Annotated in this window: 14 protein-coding genes; all 14 read right to left on the bottom strand. The window is 63.1% G+C overall.

Annotation, left to right across the window (positions count from 1 at the left end; translation table 11 throughout):
* Nucleotides 1–2 precede the first annotated feature (2 nt).
* Nucleotides 3–1292 (bottom strand): TRAP transporter large permease, encoded by a 1290-nt coding sequence (locus GPA22_RS04275; protein WP_169254862.1) that lies wholly within the window; start codon nt 1290–1292, stop codon nt 3–5.
* Entirely contained in the window at nt 1289–1816 is a 528-nt protein-coding gene (locus tag GPA22_RS04270) for a TRAP transporter small permease (protein ID WP_169254861.1), read from the bottom strand. The genes GPA22_RS04275 and GPA22_RS04270 overlap by 4 nt, the downstream gene beginning before the upstream one ends.
* A 79-nt stretch (nt 1817–1895) precedes the next feature.
* Nucleotides 1896–2918 carry a TRAP transporter substrate-binding protein DctP gene (gene dctP, locus GPA22_RS04265; RefSeq protein ID WP_343035946.1) on the bottom strand — a complete coding sequence of 341 codons (1023 nt, stop codon included), beginning with the start codon at nt 2916–2918 and terminating at the stop codon, nt 1896–1898.
* Between the two features lie 574 nt (nt 2919–3492).
* On the bottom strand, nt 3493–4563 hold the full coding sequence (locus tag GPA22_RS04260; protein ID WP_211168928.1) for a dipeptidase: 1071 nt from the start codon (nt 4561–4563) through the stop codon (nt 3493–3495).
* A gap of 373 nt (nt 4564–4936) precedes the next feature.
* Nucleotides 4937–5623 carry an isochorismatase family protein gene (locus GPA22_RS04255; RefSeq protein ID WP_169254860.1) on the bottom strand — a complete coding sequence of 229 codons (687 nt, stop codon included), beginning with the start codon at nt 5621–5623 and terminating at the stop codon, nt 4937–4939.
* Nucleotides 5624–5860: 237 nt separating this feature from the next.
* The gene (locus tag GPA22_RS04250) at nt 5861–6676 is read right to left on the bottom strand and encodes a DUF5020 family protein (protein ID WP_169254859.1); all 816 of its coding nucleotides are present in this window, start codon (nt 6674–6676) and stop codon (nt 5861–5863) included.
* Between the two features lie 77 nt (nt 6677–6753).
* Nucleotides 6754–8244 carry an NCS1 family nucleobase:cation symporter gene (locus tag GPA22_RS04245; RefSeq protein ID WP_169254858.1) on the bottom strand — a complete coding sequence of 497 codons (1491 nt, stop codon included), beginning with the start codon at nt 8242–8244 and terminating at the stop codon, nt 6754–6756.
* Nucleotides 8245–8505: 261 nt separating this feature from the next.
* On the bottom strand, nt 8506–10320 hold the full coding sequence (locus GPA22_RS04240; RefSeq protein ID WP_211168927.1) for a hydantoinase B/oxoprolinase family protein: 1815 nt from the start codon (nt 10318–10320) through the stop codon (nt 8506–8508).
* A gap of 10 nt (nt 10321–10330) precedes the next feature.
* Nucleotides 10331–12427 (bottom strand): hydantoinase/oxoprolinase family protein, encoded by a 2097-nt coding sequence (locus GPA22_RS04235; RefSeq protein ID WP_169254856.1) that lies wholly within the window; start codon nt 12425–12427, stop codon nt 10331–10333.
* A 480-nt stretch (nt 12428–12907) separates the two neighbouring features.
* Nucleotides 12908–13594 (bottom strand): isochorismatase family protein, encoded by a 687-nt coding sequence (locus tag GPA22_RS04230; RefSeq protein ID WP_169254855.1) that lies wholly within the window; start codon nt 13592–13594, stop codon nt 12908–12910.
* Between the two features lie 281 nt (nt 13595–13875).
* On the bottom strand, nt 13876–14685 hold the full coding sequence (locus tag GPA22_RS04225; RefSeq protein WP_169254854.1) for a DUF5020 family protein: 810 nt from the start codon (nt 14683–14685) through the stop codon (nt 13876–13878).
* Nucleotides 14686–14724: 39 nt separating this feature from the next.
* On the bottom strand, nt 14725–16233 hold the full coding sequence (locus GPA22_RS04220; RefSeq protein ID WP_169254853.1) for an NCS1 family transporter: 1509 nt from the start codon (nt 16231–16233) through the stop codon (nt 14725–14727).
* A 152-nt stretch (nt 16234–16385) separates the two neighbouring features.
* Nucleotides 16386–18194, bottom strand: a complete 1809-nt coding sequence (locus GPA22_RS04215; RefSeq protein ID WP_169254852.1) for a hydantoinase B/oxoprolinase family protein — start codon at nt 18192–18194, stop codon at nt 16386–16388.
* 10 nt (nt 18195–18204) lie between these two features.
* On the bottom strand, nt 18205–20301 hold the full coding sequence (locus GPA22_RS04210) for a hydantoinase/oxoprolinase family protein (RefSeq protein ID WP_169254851.1): 2097 nt from the start codon (nt 20299–20301) through the stop codon (nt 18205–18207).
* Nucleotides 20302–21150 lie beyond the last annotated feature (849 nt).

The following is a 21150-nucleotide window of genomic DNA, read 5'->3' as shown; positions in this document are numbered from 1 at the left end:
ACTCAGAAGAACCGGCTGGGCACGAAGGTGACGATCTCCGGGAAGGCCGTGAACAACCCGATCACCCCGAGCATGATCAGCCAGTACGGCACGGTGGCCCACGACGCCTCGCCGAGGCTCACCTTGCGCCTGGAGATCGTCACCAGCACGAAGAGGTTGAGCCCCACCGGCGGCGTGATCATGCCCACTTCCATCAATATCGTGACGACGATGCCGAACCAGATCGGGTCGAACTGCATCGACATCATCAGCGGGAAGGCGATCGGTAGCGTCATCAGCAGCAGCGAGATGCCGTCGAAGAAGCAGCCCAGCACCAGATACACGAGCACGATCGCGAACAGCACCTCGTAGCGGCTCAGGCCCATCTTCGCGACCCAGTCGACGAGTTCCTTCGGCAGTCCGAGGACGCTGATCGCCTGCGCGAGAATCAGCGTGCCGAGCAGCACCATCGCGATCGTGCCGAACATCAGCACCGAGGTCTTGAACGACTGCCACAGCTTCGACAACGTCAGGTCGCCCCACACGAAGCCCAGCACCGTCGCCGCGACTACGCCCAGCGCGGCGGCCTCGGTGGTCGTCGCGAGCCCCATGTAGATCGTGCCGAGCACGAAGAAGATCAGGATGGGCAGTGGCCAGATCCCGCGCAGTCGGTGGAGGATCTCGCCCCAGCTCGGCCGTTCGTCTTCCTTCGGTGCAAGATCCCTGCGGAAGTAGCACAGGGCGGCGATGTAGGCCGAGAACAGGCCGGCGATGAGCAGTCCCGGTACGATGCCGGCGAGGAAGAGCTTGCCGATCGACACGTCCTGCGTCGCGCCGTAGATCAGCAGCGACAGGCTGGGCGGGATCAGCAGGCCCAGCGTGCCGCCGGCCGCGAGCGAGGCAATGACGGTCGCCGGGTCGTAGCCGCGCTTCACCAGTTCGGGGTAGCCGACCGAACCGATCGCTGCTGCGGTCGACGAGCTCGACCCGCTGACCGCACCGAACACCGTGCACACCGCGATGTTGGTGTGCAGCAGCTTGCCCGAGAAACGATGGAACAACGGCGTGAGGCCGTTGTAGATGCGCCCGGAGATGCCGCTCGCCATCAGGATGTCGCCGAGGAAGATGAACAGCGGCACCGCGCTCAGCGTGAAGTCGGTAAAGGTGTTCCACACCGCCTGCACCGCGAGCGAGCTCGCGTCGCCCACCTGAAAGTGCAGCAGGATCAGGCCGGTAAGCCCGAGCGCGGCGCCCAGCACCGCGCCGGTCACCATCAGCACGAGCATGCTGGTCGAAAGGATGCCCAAGGTCATAGCACTTCCTCCTCGCCCGCGAGGGAGAACAGCGAAGGCCGGCCGGTGAGCTGGCGAAGGCTGTCGAAGAGCTGGCCGAGGCTGACGAGCACCATCACCACTGTGCACAGCGGCAGCATCCCCATCCACGGCCACAGCAGCATCGAGCCGATGTCCGAGCGCGCATCGAGCAGGCGCGAGTAGTCGGCGAAATCGTAGGAGAGCGCGAGGAACCACACGCAGAAAGTCGCGAGGATCACGGTGGCGCCAATGTCGACGAAGTGCCGCAGCGGCCCCTGCAGGCCGCGGGTGACGATGTCGAGGATGATGTGACGGCGCGTCACGAGGCCCAGCGGCATCGCGAGGAAGGCCATCGTGGCGAACAGCAGGCCGATGAATTCATCGGAGAAGGCAAAGGGTGCGCCGACGAAGTAGCGCATCACGACGCCCAGGAACACGAACAGGCTCATCAGCACGGCGGCTACGGCGGCGAGCCGGTTCATGCCAAGTGCGAGCCTTTCCAGGCTGCGGATCAGAAAATGCATCTTGGACTCCAACGAGAGGTACGAAAACGATCGGGGCGGCCGCAGCCAGAAGCTTGGCCGGCCACCCTGGCGACACCGCTCAGGGCGTCAGCTTCGCCATCGCCTCCTTCATTCGCTGGTAGTACTCGGTGCCCTTGGGGCCCGCCGATTTCGCCATCTCCGCCCAGGCCTTGTCGGATGCGGCTGCGAAAGCACTCACGTCACCCTCAGGGAAGGGCTGCAGCATGGTGATGCCGAGCGCCTTGCGTTCCTCGATGGCGGCGCTCTCGCGCTGCGGACTGACGGCTGCCTCGCGCGTCTTGGCCCACATCGCCTCACCCGCTTGGACAAGCACCGCCTGCAGATCCTTGGGCAGGCGCGACCACGCCTTGTCGCTCACGCCGAACATCCACGGCACGGCGGCCCACGGGTGCAGGTAAGCCTCGTACTTCGCGACTTCCTGCAGCGATACCGTCTTGGCCACCGTCGACAGGTAGTAGGCGCAGTCGACCACGCCGGTCTGCAGGGCCATGTACATGCTGTTCTGCGGAATGACCTGCGCCGCCACGTCCAGCCCCTGGAAAGTGCTCACCAGGTGGCTGCCCCACACGCGCAGCTTCTTCCCTTTAAGCTGGGACAGATTGTTGATCGGCTCCTTGCAGTGCACGCCGACGTTGAACACCGGGCTCACGACGCCGCCGACGGTATGGATGCGCCACTTCGCGTAACCTTCCTCGTAGATCGTGCGCATTGTCGGCAGCAGCTGTAGGTGCTGCTGGGGCGTGCGGATGGCGCCCTGCACGTAGACCACGCCCAACTCGGGGGCGTCGCGCGTGAAATACTCCCCGTACAGCATCGCCATATCCACCGCCCCGGCCTGCATGATGCGCAGCAGGTCGGTGTCCTTCAGGCCCAGCGAGCCCGCGTGGAACACGTTGATTTTCAGGCGGCCGTTCGAGCGCGCCGCCACGTCATTGGCGAACTCCTGCAGATATTTCGCCTCCGGGCGGGATTCGACGATCTGGCTGTGCATCTTAAGCTCGATCGTGTCGGCCGCCGATGCGACACCTGCAACCGCCAGCATTGCTGCGGCAAGGATCCTTTTCATCATCGAGATATTCACGGTCACTTTCTCCTTAGGTATTCCAATAGCCACGAACGTCAGACCGTGTTTCATTGAACGACCCCCGATCGACTTCGTCACCGTTGATGGCGGGCAATTCGCACGCACCATCTCTGCACGATCCATCATTGAATAAAATGAATTGGCAAACAATTTCTAGCAATTACAATGCCAGATTAAAAACGGCGAACAAATTCTTCATATACGGCCAAACAACCCGGAATCGTCTATTTTCTTCTGTTCTTATTTTTGTTTCGCGGCTATCGTCTTTGTCTCCTGCACCATGCGAGTGCAGATCGAAGTTATTGTGATTACTTTTGGGGCGCTGCATCATTAGTCGTCTATCTATTTTCTCCATTCCGGGTTATTGATATATCGCACATTCCATCTGTGCAACCCATCTTTTGAATTCTCCCGAGATCATCCCTGCGGGCATCCTGAAATGCGAGGCATAGCACGATACGGACGATCGAGGTCTATTGAATACGCAAGTTGCTGATATAGAGTGGAATCTTGCGTCAACCTGATGCCGCGCCAGATTATAGGACGCGGTAAAACCGCACCGCGAGCGCGCTTATTCGCCCCACACGTCCTTCAGCACGCGCAGCCAGTTTTCGCCCATGATCCGCCGCGCCTGCGTCGGAGTGAATCCGCCCTTCAGCAAAGCGGCGGTCAGATTGGGATATTCTGCGACAGTGCGAATTCCAAGAGGATTGACGATTTCGCCGAAATTGGTCAGGCGGCGCGCATAGCCCTTGTCATGAACGAGGCGCGCAAAAAAAGCCGCGTCATGGCCTTGCGTAAAATCAGTGCCGATGCCGACATTCTCTTCGCCCACTAGATCGAATACATAGCGAATAGCCTCGACGTAGTCGTCAACCGTGGAATTCACACCATTTTTCAGGAATGGCGTAAACATCGTCACTCCGACGAAGCCGCCATGGTCCGCGATGAATTTCAATTCGGCGTCGGATTTGTTTCGCGGATGATCCTTGAGTCCGCTCGGCAGGCAATGCGAATAGCAAACCGGCTTGCGCGATTCGGCTATTGCTTCGCGCGCAGTATTCGGGCCGACATGCGACAGATCGCAAAGGATTCCCACTCGGTTCATTTCGGCGAGGATCTCGCGCCCGAATCCCGACAAGCCGCCATCCCGTTCGTAGCAGCCGGTCCCGACGAGGTTCTGCGTGTTGTAGCACAGTTGCACGACCCCGACGCCGAGGTCCTTGAAGATCTGCACGTATCCCAGGCGGTCCTCGAAGGCCGTCGCGTTCTGGAAACCGAGGATGACCCCCGTCCGGCCTTCACGCTTGGCCCGCTCGATATCCGCGGTCGTGTGCACCTTCAGCAGGCAGTCGGCGTTCGCTTCGATCAGCGCGTTCATCTGCGCGATCTGGTCCACGGTATCACCCAGCCCTTCCCAGATCGACACCGTGCAGTTGGCCGCAGTGAGGCCGCCTCGCCGCATGCCCTCGAAGAGATCGCGGTCCCATTTCGCGACGATCAGACCGTCAATCACGACTGCGTCGCGGTGCAGCTGCGCGGCCACGTCGCCCGGGTCCGCAGGCGGATGATGGCCGGTCAGGCCGCCTTCGCCGGGGAACGGGGTATCGATGGAAGTGATGGAACCGTTTGTTGCGGACATGCATCCGATCTCCCGTTCTTGCCCTCGCACCTCAGGACGGCGATGGCGGCTTGAATGAACCCTGTACGCTCAGACTGAAGGGATATCGCAGCCGAGCGCCTGCCTGCTTGGGCGAGATATTGTCTGTGCAGACCGCCCGTCCGACGCCTCCTCAGACCCGAATCCTAGTCGAAGCAATTTCCGCATCTATTTACAGTTCGGTCGTGATTATTGCGATCCGTGCGAACTATCCGAACACCATTGAGACATTTGCATGCACCGCCCCGTACAGCCCACTCATCACCGAAAAAACGCGACCGGAGGTCCCGTACGGACAAGCTCGGGGCATACGGGCCGGCGACGGGCGGGGGCGCCACGCCCCCCGCCCGCACGATCAGCCCTTCATCGAGTACAGGTAATCGACGCAGCGATCGACCGATTCCACGTCGGCGAACTTGGCGTCGATGTCGAACAGGTTCCACTCGACTGCGCCGGGCACGCGGTCGCCGATGCACTCGCGCACGGCGATCGTGCGGAAACCCTCGGCCAGGCCGTCGCACAGCGTCGTGCGCACGCAGGCCGATGCGGTCACGCCGGTCACGAGGATGGTGTCGACCCCGGCCGCGCGCAGGAAGCCCGCGAGGTAGGTGCCATGGAAGGAGCTCGCGCGCTTCTTGACCAGCACCTGCTCACCGGCGATCGGCGCGATGCGCGAGTCGATCGCCCAGATGTTCTCGTCTTCCTGATTCACGACATCGACCGGAATCTTGTTGTGCCACAGGCCCATGTCGGTGTTCGGATTGTTGCGGTCGGTGACCTGGTAGCAGGTCGTCACGTGGATCACCGGGTGGTTGTTCTCGCGGCACGCCTTCAGCAGGCGCTGCACGCCGGGGATGATCTCGTCGTCGATCTTCTCGCAGGTGAAGGGGTTGCCCGGGCGCGTCCAGGCGTTCGCAAGGTCGACGTTGATCAGCGCCGGCTTCTTGCCAAAGCCCACGCGGCGCTGGAAGCCGCGCTCCTGGTAGAGCTTGGTGGCTTCGGCAAAGGCTTGCTTGAGCATGTCGTTGAGTTGGCTTTGCATGGTCTTCTTCTCCAGACAGTGTGGGTTTCGGTGTGTGACAAAGGCGTCTTTGTCTGGAGAGATAGTAACGGTTACTATTGCTTAGTCTATTTACAGTTATTCATCGATTATTGCGTTATATGACCATTATTCACCCAAAGGCGCGGTAAACGCCCGAACGCGGTGCCGACGGCCTGGCCGCCGAGCACCGCGTTCGGGTGGGGGCTCCGCGGAGCTAGTCCGCGAAGCGCACGTCGATCAGAACTTCACGACCGCCATGATGTTGGGGAAGCTCTCATTGAGACCGTCGATGCCGTACTTGTTCCGCCAGTACTGATATTCCGTGCCGACGTAGAACGCATCGCGGCGACCCGACACGAGTTGCCCGACATCGAGCCGCAGTTGCGGTTGGCACAGCGTCTGATTGACGGTGCCCTGCCCGCGCGCGCCGATGAAGTCGCAGAAGCCCTCGAAGGACCAGTGCGTGGGGCCGATGCTGAACGGCAGCCGCCATACCGGGGTCACCTGATAGCTGTTCCGGTAACGGGTTTGCACACCGTTGAACTGCGAGCGGTCGTCGTAGGCGAGCAGGTCCACGTTGAAGTAGCTGAAGCCGGGCACCGCGAAATCCAGCGTCACGCCGTAGAGCAGGACCCGCGTCGCCGCGCCCCCGGTCGAGGCACCCGCGTTGACACCCGCGGTCAGGCTGACGTCCTTCAGCACGCCCTCGCCGAACTTCGCGCCCGTGATCTTGCCCAGGCTCAGGTAGTGGTAGTACTCACCGTAGATGTCGTTCGCGCGCGGCGCGTTCTTCGTTCCCCAATAGGAATCCACGAAGAAGTAGTTGCGCCCATAGGCGTAGCCGCTCACGTGCTGCAGCGTCACCGTCGTCTTCGTGACGTCGTCGGGATTGCCCGGATCGCGGAAGCGCGTGCCGTTCATGACCTGCACGTCCGTTTCGCTCCAATCCGAGGCCGTCGCGGAACCGAGATGACCTGCAAGGACAAACGCGAGGATGCCGCCGATTACGGCCCCGACGCGACGAAGTCCGATCTTCCCTGATAACTGATTCATGTCACATGTTCCTAATGTACGTGGTGATGTTCTGGTTCTGAATTTGTGTTGCTGCCCAAGCGCCGTTGCGCACCCGATCAGACTCTTTCGACGGCAAGGCGCTGGCTCACCCGTACGGTTTCTGAAGCCATCAACAACCGGTAAACCCCAAGGGACAGGAACAGGCCCACGAACCATGCGTAGTTGTAGAGTTCCGTAAAGAACGCCGGTACGTCGGCGAAGGCAGCGGGAAAGGCGGCGTGGAGGAATCCCGGCAGGTTCGGCAGGACGCCGATGGCGAAGGCGATCAGCGCCGACATGTTCCAGCCGTTCCGATAAGCGTACCGTCCGCGCAAGTCGAAGAGATCGTCGACATCGAGCCGCGTACGCCGGATCAGCCAGTAATCGGCGAGCATGATCCCGAGCACCGGTCCGAGCAGCGCGCCGTAGCCGATGAGCCAGGTAAAGATGTAGCCCTGGGTGGATTCCGCAAGCTTCCACGGCATGATCACGACACCGATGACCGCCGTGATGTAGCCGCCCCGGGCGAAATTGACATGCCGCGGGAAGATGGCGGCGAAGTCGTAGGCCGGCGCGACGGTATTGGCCGCGAGGTTCACGCACAGCGTATCGAGGGTGATGATCGCCAGGCCGATCGCCACGGCGACGCCTTCCATCCGGCTCGCCAGGTCGACCGGGTCCCAGATCGCCTTGCCATAGATGACGACGGTGGCCGAGGTGACGGCGACACCGACGAATGCCAGCAAGGCCATCGGGATCGGCAGGCCGACCGCCTGACCCAGGTAGTGTTCGCGCTGGGACGCGGAAAAGCGCGTGAAGTCGGGGATGTTCATCGCCAGCGTCGACCAGAACCCCGCCATCGCCGTGAGCGACGGCCAGAATACTGCCCAGAACTGGCCTTCCTTCTGGCCCCCGGGACCGAACTGGGACGGCGCCGAGAACATCTGGCCGAAGCCGTCGGCCTTGTCGTAGGCCCACCATAGCAGCGCGAGCACGATCACGACCTTGAGGGGAGCGGTGAAGGTCTCGATCTTCCTCACCGACTCCGGCCCCCGGGCGATGAAGTAAAGGTGCAGCGCCCAGAAGATGAAGAAGCACGCCAGTTGCCAAGCGTTGACGCCGGCCCACGCCATCTTCGGCCCCACCAGCAGGCCTCCGCTCAGGAGATTGCCGATGGCGTAGATGGCGCTTCCCCCCACCCAGCACTGGATGCCGAACCAGCCGCAGGCGACGAGCGCCCGCAACAGGGCCGGCAATTTGTTGCCCTGCACGCCGAATGACGATCGCACCAGCACCGCGAAGGGCACGCCATAGCGGGCGCCGGGATGGCCGATCAGCAACATGGGGATCAACACGATGGCGTTGCCGGCGAAAACGATCATGACCGACTGGGTCGCCGACATGCCCTGGTCCATCAGACCTGCCGCCAGCATGTAGCATGGGATGCACATGACCATGCCGATCCACAGGGCGGCGTAATCCTGCCAGCGCCAGGTCCTGTGGGTCGGATCGGTCGGAGCAAGGTCCTCGTTCCAGATCTCGGACTGCGTGTTGTTATGAACGCTCACGACTTACCTCCTTTTTGGTGGATGAAGCCGCAGGGCCCGCGCCCGATGAATCCAGGATGGCGCCGGGCCATACGGCCACAATGGAACCCCGCAAGTCATTCGCGTGTGGCGCGTCGCGTCAGGCGGATGGCTTGGAGGTTTTTCTTGTTCTTGATCGGACGCGCGGCGAGCGGGGCCCAAAATTGGACGCAAGAGCCCCTCTCCCCCGCCTGAGCAGGGGAGATTCGCCACGAAGGGGGAAATGACGACCGGGTGGTCTGGTTAGACGGTCTCGACGACCGCTGCGCCCTGTTCCGCCAGCGGCGGCAGGCGCCGCTCGAGGCGAATCAAGGTACGCCGCGCCATAGTGGCGCTCTCGTCGAGCTCCAACGCCTCGGTGACGACCACCCCGTAGGCGTCGAAGGCATGTGCCCGGGTGCAGAAGCCGTCCAGCACGTCCTCAAGCACCAGGCGGGCCGGGCGATCGAGCGGGTCGCCATAGCCCCCGCCGCAGGGTGCGTAGTACGCCATGCCACCACCCGCCGGCACGCGCAGGTTGGAGAACTTCGCGTAGGTGTCCTGCTTCGTGCCGTCCGGCAGGAAGATCTCGACGCGGCCCGCCGCACCGTCGGTGCCGCCGAAGGCGCCCCAGGGTACGTCCAGATGGCGCTCGGACTCATGCGTGATCGCGCCGTCGGTGAGCAGGCGCTGCGTCTTGACGACGCCGATGCCGCCGCGAAACTGCCCCGCTCCGGGCATCACGTCGTCGCGCAGCTCGTAGCGGTCGCACACCATCGGCAGGTGCATGCCGAGGTCCTCGATCGGGTTGTTGCGCGTGTTCGCCATCAGGTTGTCGATCGAGTCCGGGCCGTCCGAATGCGGCCGACCGCCGTAGGCGCCCTCATTGACTTCGAGAAACACCCAGTAGTCGCCTTCGGCCTTGATGCCCGAGTACGCGGCGAAGGACAGCGTCGCCGAGTTGCCGGCGGTGACCCGCTGCGGCATCACGGGCGCAAGCGCCTTGATGATCAGGTCGATCATGCGGTTGCACTGCGTGAAGCGCGCCTCGGCCGCGGCCGGGTAGATCGGGTTGAAGATCGAGCCCTTCGGCGCCGTGACCTTGATCGGACGGAAGGAGCCTTCGTTCGGCGGCAGCTTCACCTCCATCAGCGCGGCATCGGTGAGCATCGCACGGAAGGCGCAGTAGCAGGCCGGCTTCGTCGAACCTTCGAAAGGCACGTTGAAGCCCGTCGGCACCTGGTCGGCCGAGCCGGTGAGGTCGACCTCGACGCTGTCGCCGGTGACCCGCACGCACACCTTGATCGGCAAGCGCTTGTCACGGTTCGCACCGTCGTCGTCGAGATAGCCTTCGGCGAAATATTCGCCGTCGGGAATCTCGGCGATGCGGCTGCGCATCATCGCCTCCGTGTAGTCCATCAGCTGGTCCGCGGCGCCGAAGACGGTTTCCTTGCCGTAGGTATCGAGGAGTTCCTGCATCCGCTGCGCACCGAGCAGTGCCGAGGCGATCTGCGCGTCGATGTCGTCCTTGGTCTGCTTCGCGGTGCGGCTGTTGTGGCCGATGTACTGCCACAGGCCCTCATTGCGCTTGCCGCCCTCATAGAGCTTGATGCCGGCGAAGAGCATGCCCTCGGCGAAGACGTCCGGGATGTCGATGATGAGACCGGGCGTTGCCGCACCGATATCGACGTGGTGCGCGGTATTGGCCGCGAAGGCGACCAGCTCGCCGCGCCAGAACACCGGCACGACGATGCACAGGTCGGGGCTGTGGCTCGCGCCGTAATACGGGTGGTTGTGGAGCACGACGTCGCCCTCGTTCCACGTGCCGCCCTGCAGGCAGGCGTCGATGCCGCGCAGGTAGGCCGGGATCGAGCCGATGTGCAGCGGCGAGCCCTCGGACTCGGTCAGCGTATTGAAGTGCAGGTCGAAGAGCCCCGCGCCGATGTCCTGCGACTCGCGGATGATCGACGAGAAGGACATGCGGTAGAGGACGTGGCCCATTTCCTCGGCGATGGTGTGCAATGCGCCGCTGATGACCTGCAGGGTGATCGGGTCGACCTTGGTGTTCGACGGGTTCATCTGGTTCTCCTTAGACGCGCTGCGCATTGATGTGGATGTTGCCCTTGCCCGAAACCTTGGCCACGTAGCCCGGCGGGACCAGCGTCGTCGAGTCGTGCTGGACGATGATCGCGGGGCCGGAAAGTTCGTGGCCGGCCTTGAGCTTCTTCCGGTCATAGCGCGGTGTCGCGTAGGTCTTCCTGTCGTCGAAGATGGTCGGCCGCTCGTACATCAATGCGCCGTCGGGGCTGCTCCCCGCGGCATCCTCCAGTTCCGGCCAGGCAAGGGGTCGGGTGCGGGCGATACCGATGATGCGGATCGTCACGATCTCGACATCGACGTCGTCGAACGCCCAGCCGTAGTCCCGCTTGTGTTGCGCCTGGAAGCTCGCCTTGATGGCGGCGAGCCGCTCGCCGTCGATCCGACCCTCGGGAATGTCCGCACGCAGCTCGAAGCCCTGTCCGTGGTAGCGGCATTCGGCAATGCGCACGAAGTGCTGGTTGTCAGCCGGCACGCCATCGTCGTCGAGCCGCTCGCGGCACAGCGCGGTGAGCTCGTCGATCACGCGGTTGAGCTTGTCGAGCGCCGGCTGCCCGACGTCCTTCAGCAGCGTCGGCACCGAGCGCATGAATTCGTACTGCATGTCGGTGACAAGCAGCCCGATCGCCGCGGTGATCCCCGGTGCGGGCGGCACGATCACTTCGCGTGCACTGACGGCCTCGGCAAGCGCGACGCCATTGAGCGGACCCGCACCGCCGAACGGGGCGAGCGCGAACTTGCGCGGGTCGTAGCCCTTGGCGACCGAGTTCGCGCGGATCGCGAGCGACATGTTGGAGTTGAGGATGCGGATGATGCCCAGCGCGGCCTCTTCGACCGTGAGCCCGAGCGGCTCTGCGACCTTCGTGCGGATCGCTTCGCGCGCCAGCTCGGCGTCGATCTCGATGCCGCCACCGAGGAAATGGTCGGGGTCCAGGCGCCCGAGCACGACCTGCGCGTCGGTGACCGTCGGCTCGGTGCCGCCCTTGCCGTAGCATGCGGGCCCCGGATCCGCGCCGGCCGAACGCGGCCCGACACGGAACGCGCCACCCTCGTCGATGTAGGCGATCGACCCGCCTCCCGCGCCCATCGTCGCGAGGTCGATCATCGGGGCGAGGATCGGATACGCGCCGACGTAGGTGTCGCGCGGGTTCATGATCTTCACCTTGCCGTCGGGGATCGTGCTGAAGTCCGCCGACGTGCCGCCGATGTCGACGGTGATGACGTTCTTCTCCTCCGACAGCGCACCGGCCCAGCGGCCGCCCATCACGCCGCCGGCCAGCCCCGACATCAGGATCGTGACGGCCTCCTTCGAGCACTTCTCGACCGTCGACACGCCGCCGTTCGACTGCATGATGCGCAGGTGCGCCTTGATGCCCGCGTCGACGAGCTTCTGCTCGAGGTTCTTCAGGTAGAGGGAGGTCTTGGGGCCGACGTAGGCATTCATCGCCGTCGTCGAGAAGCGCTCGTACTCGCGGATGACGTTCGCGACTTCCGACGAGCACGAGACGTAGGCGTCGGGCAGCACCTCCTGGATGATCTCCTTCGCGCGGCGTTCGTGCGCATCGTTCAGGAAGGAGTACAGGAAGCACACGATCACGGAGCGGATGCCGCGCGCCTTGAAGAGCTCGGCCGCCGCACGCACCTCGTCTTCATCAAGCGGCTGCGCGACTTCGCCGTGCGGCGGCATGACCCGCTCGCCGATCGCGATGCGGTTGCGACGCTTCACCAGCGGCCGCGACTGCCACGGCACGTCGAACTGCAGCGAGAAATTCTCCGGACGCTTGTGCCGGCCGATGTGCAGGATGTCGCGGAAGCCCCGCGTCGTGAGCATCCCGACTTCGGCGCCGTTGTGCTCGATCGTGATGTTGGTCGCGACCGTCGTGCCGTGCACGATCAGGCGCACATCGCTGGGATAAATTCCGCCGATGCGGCAAATCTCCAGGATGCCGCGCAGCACGCCTTCCGATTGATCCCACGGAGTGCTCGGGACCTTATGCACGTAGACCCGATGCTGTCCCATGTTCTCGCCTTCGATCTCGAGCACCAGATCCGTGAAGGTGCCTCCGACATCTACTCCGATTCTTGCCATTTCAGTCTCCTCTTTTCTCGCTCTATTGCGAATCTTGTGTCGCTGGGCGGTGATGCGGTGTTGGTTGGTGGTGAAGTCCTCGGGGGCGTGATGTTGAGTCGAAAAGAAGCGCTTGCCGAACCGGATACTAGGCGCTGCACTATTGCCGGTCTATTGAGAAGCTTTCAGCGAATCTTGCTGTTGCCGACAATAATGATTTTTGCGTCGCAACGAGCAGATTCCCTATGCATGGACGGCCGGGGGTACCAAAGGCGGCCTGACTTCGTCGAGGACTTGCGGACCGGGTCAATCCAGGCGAAACGACTGCCGGTTTTCCGCGTACGCGTGCCGGTGATCCGATTTCGCACCGCAGCGAACTTGGCCGACCGATGGAACCGGGACGCCGGCAAGCCGTGTGCAATTTCGCAAGAAACGGTGCTACCCGGATCACCGGAAGCGCTTCGCTATCGAATCATTTGCTGGAACTCTGCCGCCCCCCGATCAGCCCTTCAGCGAATAGAGGTAATCGACGCAGCGGTCGACCGACTCGACGTCGGCGAACTTGGCGTCGATGTCGAACAGGTTCCACTCGACCGCGCCGGGCACGCGGTCGCCGATGCACTCACGCACGGCGATCGTACGGAAACCCTCGGCCAGGCCGTCGCACAGCGTCGTGCGCACGCAGGCCGACGCGGTCACGCCGGTCACGAGGATGGTGTCGACCCCGGCCGCGCGCAGGAAGCCCGCGAGGTAGGTGCCATGGAAGGAACTCGCGCGCTTCTTGACCAGCACCTGCTCACCGGCGATCGGCGCGATGCGCGAGTCGATTGCCCAGATGTTCTCGTCTTCCTGATTCACGACATCGACCGGAATCTTGTTGTGCCACAGGCCCATGTCGGTGTTCGGATTGTTGCGGTCGGTGACCTGGTAGCAGGTCGTCACGTGGATCACCGGATGATTGTTCTCGCGGCACGCCTTCAGCAGGCGCTGCACGCCGGGGATGATCTCGTCGTCGATCTTCTCGCAGGTGAAGGGGTTGCCCGGGCGCGTCCAGGCGTTCGCAAGGTCGACGTTGATCAGCGCCGGCTTCTTGCCAAAGCCCACGCGGCGCTGGAAGCCGCGCTCCTGGTAGAGCTTGGTGGCTTGCGCGAAGGCTTGTTTGAGCATCGTGTTCAGTTCGGTATCCATTTCAGCATGATCTCCAGATCGTTTTCATCCTTGGGGTTGCGACAAAGTTGTCTTTGCCTGCAGGAAATACTAGTCGTCCTACTATTGCTTCGTCTATTTACAATTAGTCGTCGATTATTGCGTTTGAAATACATTATTTCGGCGATCATCGACACGCGGCCAGTACCCCTATCCGCTTGCCGGCACAAGGAAATCCCGACATCGACGCAAGCGAGCACGGAGCCGCCAGGAACGACCGACGGCCGCCCGCGGCGACTCCGCAACATCGGCGGATGTGCGCCTTAGAACTTCACGACGGCCATGATGTTGGGGAAGCTCTCGTCGAGGCCGTCGATGCCGTACTTGTTGCGCCAGTACTGGTACTCGGTGCCGATGTAGAACGCATCGCGGCGTCCCGACACGAGTTGACCGACATCCAGACGCAGTTGCGGCTGGCACAGGGTCTGATTGACGGTGCCCTGGCCGCGCGCGCCGATGAAGTCGCAAAAACCCTCGAAGGACCAGTGCGTGGGGCCGATGCTGAACGGCAGCCGCCATACCGGGGTTACCTGGTAGCTGTTCCGGTAACGGGTTTGCACGCCGTTGAACTGCGAGCGGTCGTCATAAGCGAGCAGGTCCACGTTGAAGTAGCTGAACCCGGGCACCGCGAAATCCAGCGTCACGCCGTAGAGCAGGACCCGCGTCGCCGCGCCCCCGGTCGAGGCTCCCGCGTTGACGCCCGCGGTCAGGCTGACGTCCTTCAGCACACCCTCGCCGAACTTCGCGCCGGTGATCTTGCCCAGGCTCAGGTAGTGGTAGTACTCACCGTAGATGTCGTTCGCGCGCGGCGCGTTCTTCGTTCCCCAATAAGAATCGACGAAGAAGTAGTTGCGCCCATAGGCGTAGCCGCTCACGTGCTGCAGCGTCACCGTCGTCTTCGTGACGTCGTCGGGATTGCCCGGATCGCGGAAGCGCGTGCCGTTCATGACCTGCACGTCCGTCTCGCTCCACTCGGCTGCAGCGGCCTGCCCTGCGGCGCCGCCCAGGGCAAGGGCCAGCGCGATGCCCGTCAGCGCGCGGCGCGGTTTGTTGTTTCCGGCAAGTTGTTTCATCGTGGTCGTCCTGTTCGTGTTTTCGGTGGGGAGGCGGGATCAAAGGTCTTCGCGTGTCTGGGCGTCGCTCAACTGCTGCGAGGACACGCGTGAAAAGCCGCGCGCGGGGGTATAGGTCCAGTTGTGGCCGACGCTGGTGGCGAGGAAGCGGTCGCTGTAGCGGGACGTGACCTCGGCCTGCGGGTAGCGCGGCAGGACCCACAGCCACATCAGCAGCAGATAGAGGGCGAAGCCGAGCGCGAAGCCGACGACAAAGGCCCAGGAGCCCGAGTAGAAGGCAGCCGCGCCGCCGGCGAGCCAGGTGACGACGCCGGCCGGATTGACGCCTCCGAGGAAACGGAACTGGCCATCGACTTCGTAGAGATCCGGCACATTCAATCGCCGACGCCGGATCACGAAATAGTCCGCGACCATGATCCCGCCGATCGTCGACAGGAAGGACCCGTACGAGAACAGGAAGCTGAACAGGTTGTCGAGAATCAGCCAAGGCATCGACAGCGTGCCGATGATGCCGGCGAGGACGATGGCACTGCGGTAGCCGATGCGCGGCGCGCCCGCATTCACGAACGTGAGCGCTGCGGGAATCAGGTTCGCAGCGTTGTTCGTCGACCATTGTGCGAGGATCACCATCACCAGCAGCACGATCAGCGAGAAGCCGGTGGCGCTGCTCTGAATCACCGTGATCGGATCCCAGTTGCCGGCGGCGATGAAGGAGGCCGCACCGATCACCGCCACCCACGTCTGCGTGGCCGGGAGGGCAACGAGTTGCGCGAGGAAGACGTGACGGTTGCGCCGCACGAAGCTCTTCGTGCCTTCCTCGACCTTCAGGAAGCGGGTGATGTTGGGGATATCGATCGCGAGCGTCGACCAGAACGCCATGTTCGCGAGGAAGAGCGTCAGGATCGTCGTGTCCTTGCCGCCGACCCAGTTCCAGATGTTGAGGCCCTTGGTCTGCGCCATCACGTCGAGCGTGTAGTACATCCAGATCGAAATGGCGATGATCGCGGGCGCGGCGATGTCGGCAAGCTTCTCGACCGCCTTGATGCCGCAGGCGGTGTTCCAGATCTGCACGACCGCGAACAGCGCGTACCACAACGGCCAGCTCGAGAAGCCGGTCAGGTACTCGACGATGCCGTTGATCGCGAGCGCACCGAGGTAGGTCTGGATGCCGAACCAGATCGCGGCGACCACGCCACGGAAAAGCGCCGGCAGGTGCGTGCCGGATGTCCCGAAAGGCGCGCGCAGATAGACCGCGAACGACAGGCCGTGCTCGGTGCCGATGTCGGCGGTCAGCGTCATCAACAACGCCAGCGCGACGTTGGCCGCGAGGATCACGGCCACGACCTGCCACAGCGGCAGCGATTCGACGCCGGTGGCGCCGAGCTGGAAGGTCGCGATGATGACCGCGAGGCCGATCCAGATCCACACGAAACCCAGTGTGCCGATCGTGCGCTGCGTGCTCAGCACCGGCAGGATCGACTCTTCGAGCAGGTGGGAGCGGGTCGCCGCCCCACCGATTGGCGCAGTGGCCGCTTCGACTTTGTTCATGATGCAAGTTCTCCTTGATGACGGAACAGTTGCCGGAATGACGAACGAAAATGCACGGGGTGGCGGCGCGACGAGGACGCACGCCTCCCCACCCGGCCTTGCGGCCGGGTGTGTCGGAGCTACGGATTACGGGGTGGGTGCTGCCGCGCCGGTCAGGCCGTTGCGGGCTCGGGAGCGGGCGTCGCGTCCGCCGTCTGCCGCTCCAGGCGGAGCAGCGTGCGGCGCGCCTGCGTGGCCGCCTCGTCGAGGAGGAGGTCCCCGGAGATGATCACTCCATAGACCTCGCGGGCGTGGTCGAGGGTGCAGAAATCGTCCATGACATCCTCGAGCACCTTGCGGGCCGGGCGATCGAGCGGGTCGCCATAGCCCCCGCCGCAGGGTGCGTAGTACGCCATGCCACCACCCGCCGGCACGCGCAGGTTGGAGAACTTCGCGTAGGTGTCCTGCTTCGTGCCGTCCGGCAGGAAGATCTCGACGCGGCCCGCCGCACCGTCGGTGCCGCCGAAGGCGCCCCAGGGTACGTCCAGATGGCGCTCGGACTCGTGCGTGATGGCGCCGTCGGTGAGCAGGCGCTGCGTCTTGACGACGCCGATGCCGCCGCGAAACTGCCCCGCTCCGGGCATCACGTCGTCGCGCAGCTCGTAGCGGTCGCACACCATCGGCAGGTGCATGCCGAGGTCCTCGATCGGGTTGTTGCGCGTGTTCGCCATCAGGTTGTCGATCGAGTCCGGCCCGTCCGACTGCGGCCGACCGCCGTAGGCGCCCTCATTGACTTCGAGAAACACCCAGTAGTCGCCTTCGGCCTTGATGCCCGAGTACGCGGCGAAGGACAGCGTCGCCGAGTTGCCGGCGGTGACCCGCTGCGGCATCACGGGCGCAAGCGCCTTGATGATCAGGTCGATCATGCGGTTGCACTGCGTGAAGCGCGCCTCGGCCGCCGCCGGGTAGATCGGGTTGAAGATCGAGCCTTTCGGCGCCGTGACCTTGATCGGGCGGAAGGAACCTTCATTCGGCGGCAGCTTCACCTCCATCATCGCGGCATCGGTGAGCATCGCGCGGAAGGCGCAGTAGCAGGCCGGTTTCGTCGAGCCTTCGAACGGCACGTTGAAGCCGGTCGGCACCTGATCGGCCGAGCCGGTGAGGTCGACCTCGACGCTGTCGCCGGTGACGCGCACGCACACCTTGATCGGCAGGCGCTTGTCGCGGTTCGCACCGTCGTCGTCGAGATAGCCTTCGGCGAAGTATTCGCCGTCGGGGATCTCGGCGATGCGGCTGCGCATCATCGCCTCCGTGTAGTCCATCAGCTGGTCCGCCGCGCCGAACACCGTCTCCTTGCCGTAGGTATCGAGGAGTTCCTGCATGCGCTGCGCGCCGAGCATCGCCGAGGCGATCTGCGCGTCGATGTCGTCCTTGGTCTGTTTCGCGGTGCGGCTGTTGTGGCTGATGTACTGCCACAGCCCCTCGTTGCGCTTGCCCCCTTCGTAGAGCTTGATGCCGGCGAAGAGCATGCCTTCGGCGAAGACGTCCGGGATGTCGATGATGAGGCCGGGCGTTGCCGCACCGATATCGACGTGGTGCGCGGTATTGGCCGCGAAGGCGACCAGCTCGCCGCGCCAGAACACCGGCACGACGATGCACAGGTCGGGGCTGTGGCTCGCGCCGTAATACGGGTGGTTGTGGAGCACGACGTCGCCCTCGTTCCACGTGCCGCCCTGCAGGCAGGCGTCGATGCCGCGCAGGTAGGCCGGGATCGAGCCGATGTGCAGCGGCGAGCCCTCGGATTCGGTCAGGGTGTTGAACTGCAAGTCGAAGAGGCCCGCACCGATGTCCTGCGACTCGCGAATGATCGACGAGAAGGACATGCGATAAAGCACGTGGCCCATCTCTTCGGCGATGGTATGCAATGCGCCGCTGATGACCTGCAGGGTGATCGGGTCGACCTTGGTGTTCGACGGGTTCATCTGGTGCTCCTTAGGCGCGCTGCGCATTGATGTGGATGTTGCCCTTGGCCGAAACCTTGGCCACGTAGCCCGGCGGGACCAGCGTCGTCGAGTCGTGCTGGACGATGATCGCGGGGCCGGAGAGCTCGTGCCCGGCCTTCAGCTTCTTCCGGTCATAGCGCGGCGTCGCGTAGGACTTCCTGTCGTCAAAGATCGTCGGCCGCTCGTACATCAGTGCGGAGTCGGGGCTACTCCCCGCGGCGTCCTCCAGTTCGGGCCACGCGAGCGGCCGGGTGCGGGCGATGCCGATGATGCGGATCGTCACGATCTCGACATCGACGTCGTCGAAGGCCCAGCCGTAGTCCCGCTTGTGCTGCGCCTGGAAGCTCGCCTTGACGGCGGCGAGCCGCTCGCCGTCGATCCGACCCTCGGGAATGTCCGCGCGCAGCTCGAAACCCTGTCCGTGGTAGCGGCATTCGGCGATGCGCACGAAGTGCTGGTTGTCAGCCGGCACGCCGTCGTCGTCGAGCCGCTCGCGGCACAGCGCGGTGAGCTCGTCGATCACGCGGTTGAGCTTGTCGAGCGCGGGCTGTTCGACGTCCTTCAGCAGCGTCGGCACCGAGCGCATGAATTCGTACTGCATGTCGGTGACAAGCAGCCCGATCGCCGCGGTGATTCCCGGTGCGGGCGGCACGATCACTTCGCGTGCACTGACGGCCTCGGCAAGCGCGACGCCGTTGAGCGGCCCCGCACCGCCGAACGGGGCGAGCGCGAACTTGCGCGGGTCGTAGCCCTTGGCGACCGAGTTCGCGCGGATCGCGAGCGACATGTTGGAGTTGAGGATGCGGATGATGCCGAGCGCGGCCTCTTCGACCGTGAGCCCGAGCGGCTCTGCGACCTTCGTGCGGATCGCTTCGCGCGCAAGTTCGGCATCGATCTCGATGCCGCCACCGAGGAAATGGTCGGGGTCCAGCCGCCCGAGCACGACCTGCGCGTCGGTGACCGTCGGCTCGGTGCCGCCCTTGCCGTAGCATGCGGGCCCCGGATCGGCGCCGGCCGAACGCGGACCGACGCGGAAGGCGCCGCCTTCGTCGATGTAGGCGATCGAGCCCCCGCCCGCCCCCATCGTCGCGAGGTCGATCATCGGCGCGAGGATGGGATACGCGCCGACGTAGGTGTCGCGCGGGTTCATGATCTTCACCTTGCCGTCGGGGATCGTGCTGAAGTCCGCCGACGTGCCGCCGATGTCGACGGTGATGACGTTCTTCTCCTCCGACAGCGCGCCGGCCCAGCGGCCGCCCATCACGCCGCCGGCCAGGCCCGACATCAGGATCGACACCGCCTCCTTCGAGCACTTCTCGACCGTCGACACGCCGCCGTTCGACTGCATGATGCGCAGGTGCGCCTTGATGCCCGCGTCGACGAGCTTCTGCTCGAGGTTCTTCAGGTAGAGGGAGGTCTTGGGGCCGACATAGGCGTTCATCGCCGTCGTCGAGAAGCGCTCGTACTCGCGGATGACGTTCGCGACCTCCGAGGAGCACGAGACGTAGGCGTCGGGCAGCACCTCCTGAATGATCTCCTTCGCGCGGCGTTCGTGCGCATCGTTCAGGAACGAATAGAGGAAACACACGATCACGGAGCGGATGCCGCGCGCCTTGAAGAGCTCGGCCGCCGCACGCACCTCGTCTTCATCAAGCGGCTGCGCGACTTCGCCGTGCGGCGGCATGACCCGCTCGCCGATCGCGATGCGGTTGCGACGCTTCACCAGCGGCCGCGACTGCCACGGCACGTCGAACTGCAGCGAGAAATTCTCCGGACGCTTGTGCCGGCCGATGTGCAGGATGTCGCGGAAGCCCCGCGTCGTGAGCATCCCGACTTCGGCGCCGTTGTGCTCGATCGTGATGTTGGTCGCGACCGTCGTGCCGTGCACGATCAGGCGCACATCGCTGGGATAAATTCCGCCGATGCGGCAAATCTCCAGGATGCCGCCCAGCACCCCTTCCGACTGATCCCATGGAGTACTCGGTACCTTATGCACGTAGACGCGATGCTTGCCTTGCTTCTCACCTTCGACCTCGAGCACCAGATCCGTGAAGGTGCCTCCGACGTCCACTCCGATTCTTGCCATAACAGTCTCCTGAAAATAAATTGGCAATTAACCGATAGCAATTGCAATGCCAACTTAACGAGAAATGGAAAACACAAGAAATTCCCGCAGGAGACGCCAATTATTACGAACCCAATCAGACCATTTTTTGATTATCTTTTCATTTGACGCACCAGATTTGTGCAAGACGAACCATTAATGTCTCTTCCTGGGGCGTTGATGCACAAACCGATTTTATGCGACCTTAACCTCCACCCCATTGGAAATCGCCATGGACAAAAAGAGACATCCGGAACGGTGATTCCGGCAAACCTGAATCTGAAATGAAAAATATGGACGTGACGATTCTGACGTCCTCTCCGGATCAGGATCGGCACGTCACGCCCCATCGCGAAGGGCGTAATTCCATCCTGCATAAAACCACCCGAAGAAGCGCCTATCATCTTGTATTTACAAGATTTTTCGCTATTTCAAGCGACAAACGAGGATGGATATGATATCAGAGCGAAGGGGAATTCATGGCACTCGTACCAAAACGATTGCCGCGCAAATTTATTATGCGCACAACTCGCCCGTTGACAATATCCGCGATCAAAGACGGATTAATCACGAACAGCCATGCGATTTCTCGACGATCCAAGCCTTCGCCAAACCGCCTTCAAGTCGACAGAACGATCTGCAGCCTTCTGAAGCTGCCAGAAAATATAGCCAGCTTTATCTACGCACTTGATTAGTGCAGATCACGGAAATTTTTTTCGCAGAAAATTGAGCTAACCCGAAATAATTTCCACACGAATCTCGACTATCGGATTCGATTCATTTTCCGAATCTGTTTGATTAACCAGCCTGCCAATTTCATACGACTTCACC

The sequence above is a fragment of the Aromatoleum toluvorans genome (genome assembly GCF_012910905.1).
Lineage (GTDB): Bacteria > Pseudomonadota > Gammaproteobacteria > Burkholderiales > Rhodocyclaceae > Aromatoleum > Aromatoleum toluvorans.
The sequence above is the reverse complement of the archived record's forward strand: the minus strand, read 5'-3'. Positions and strand labels throughout refer to the sequence as shown.

What these genes read in the sequence shown, in the direction of transcription:
- GPA22_RS04240 (WP_211168927.1), bottom strand. Translation starts at nt 10,320, where the DNA reads ATGAACCCGTCGAACACCAAGGTCGACCCGATCACCCTGCAGGTCATC.
- GPA22_RS04250 (WP_169254859.1), bottom strand. Translation starts at nt 6,676, where the DNA reads ATGAATCAGTTATCAGGGAAGATCGGACTTCGTCGCGTCGGGGCCGTA.
- GPA22_RS04275 (WP_169254862.1), bottom strand. Translation starts at nt 1,292, where the DNA reads ATGACCTTGGGCATCCTTTCGACCAGCATGCTCGTGCTGATGGTGACC.
- GPA22_RS04260 (WP_211168928.1), bottom strand. Translation starts at nt 4,563, where the DNA reads ATGTCCGCAACAAACGGTTCCATCACTTCCATCGATACCCCGTTCCCC.
- GPA22_RS04270 (WP_169254861.1), bottom strand. Translation starts at nt 1,816, where the DNA reads ATGCATTTTCTGATCCGCAGCCTGGAAAGGCTCGCACTTGGCATGAAC.
- GPA22_RS04255 (WP_169254860.1), bottom strand. Translation starts at nt 5,623, where the DNA reads ATGCAAAGCCAACTCAACGACATGCTCAAGCAAGCCTTTGCCGAAGCC.
- GPA22_RS04225 (WP_169254854.1), bottom strand. Translation starts at nt 14,685, where the DNA reads ATGAAACAACTTGCCGGAAACAACAAACCGCGCCGCGCGCTGACGGGC.
- GPA22_RS04220 (WP_169254853.1), bottom strand. Translation starts at nt 16,233, where the DNA reads ATGAACAAAGTCGAAGCGGCCACTGCGCCAATCGGTGGGGCGGCGACC.
- GPA22_RS04215 (WP_169254852.1), bottom strand. Translation starts at nt 18,194, where the DNA reads ATGAACCCGTCGAACACCAAGGTCGACCCGATCACCCTGCAGGTCATC.
- GPA22_RS04235 (WP_169254856.1), bottom strand. Translation starts at nt 12,427, where the DNA reads ATGGCAAGAATCGGAGTAGATGTCGGAGGCACCTTCACGGATCTGGTG.
- GPA22_RS04210 (WP_169254851.1), bottom strand. Translation starts at nt 20,301, where the DNA reads ATGGCAAGAATCGGAGTGGACGTCGGAGGCACCTTCACGGATCTGGTG.
- GPA22_RS04230 (WP_169254855.1), bottom strand. Translation starts at nt 13,594, where the DNA reads ATGGATACCGAACTGAACACGATGCTCAAACAAGCCTTCGCGCAAGCC.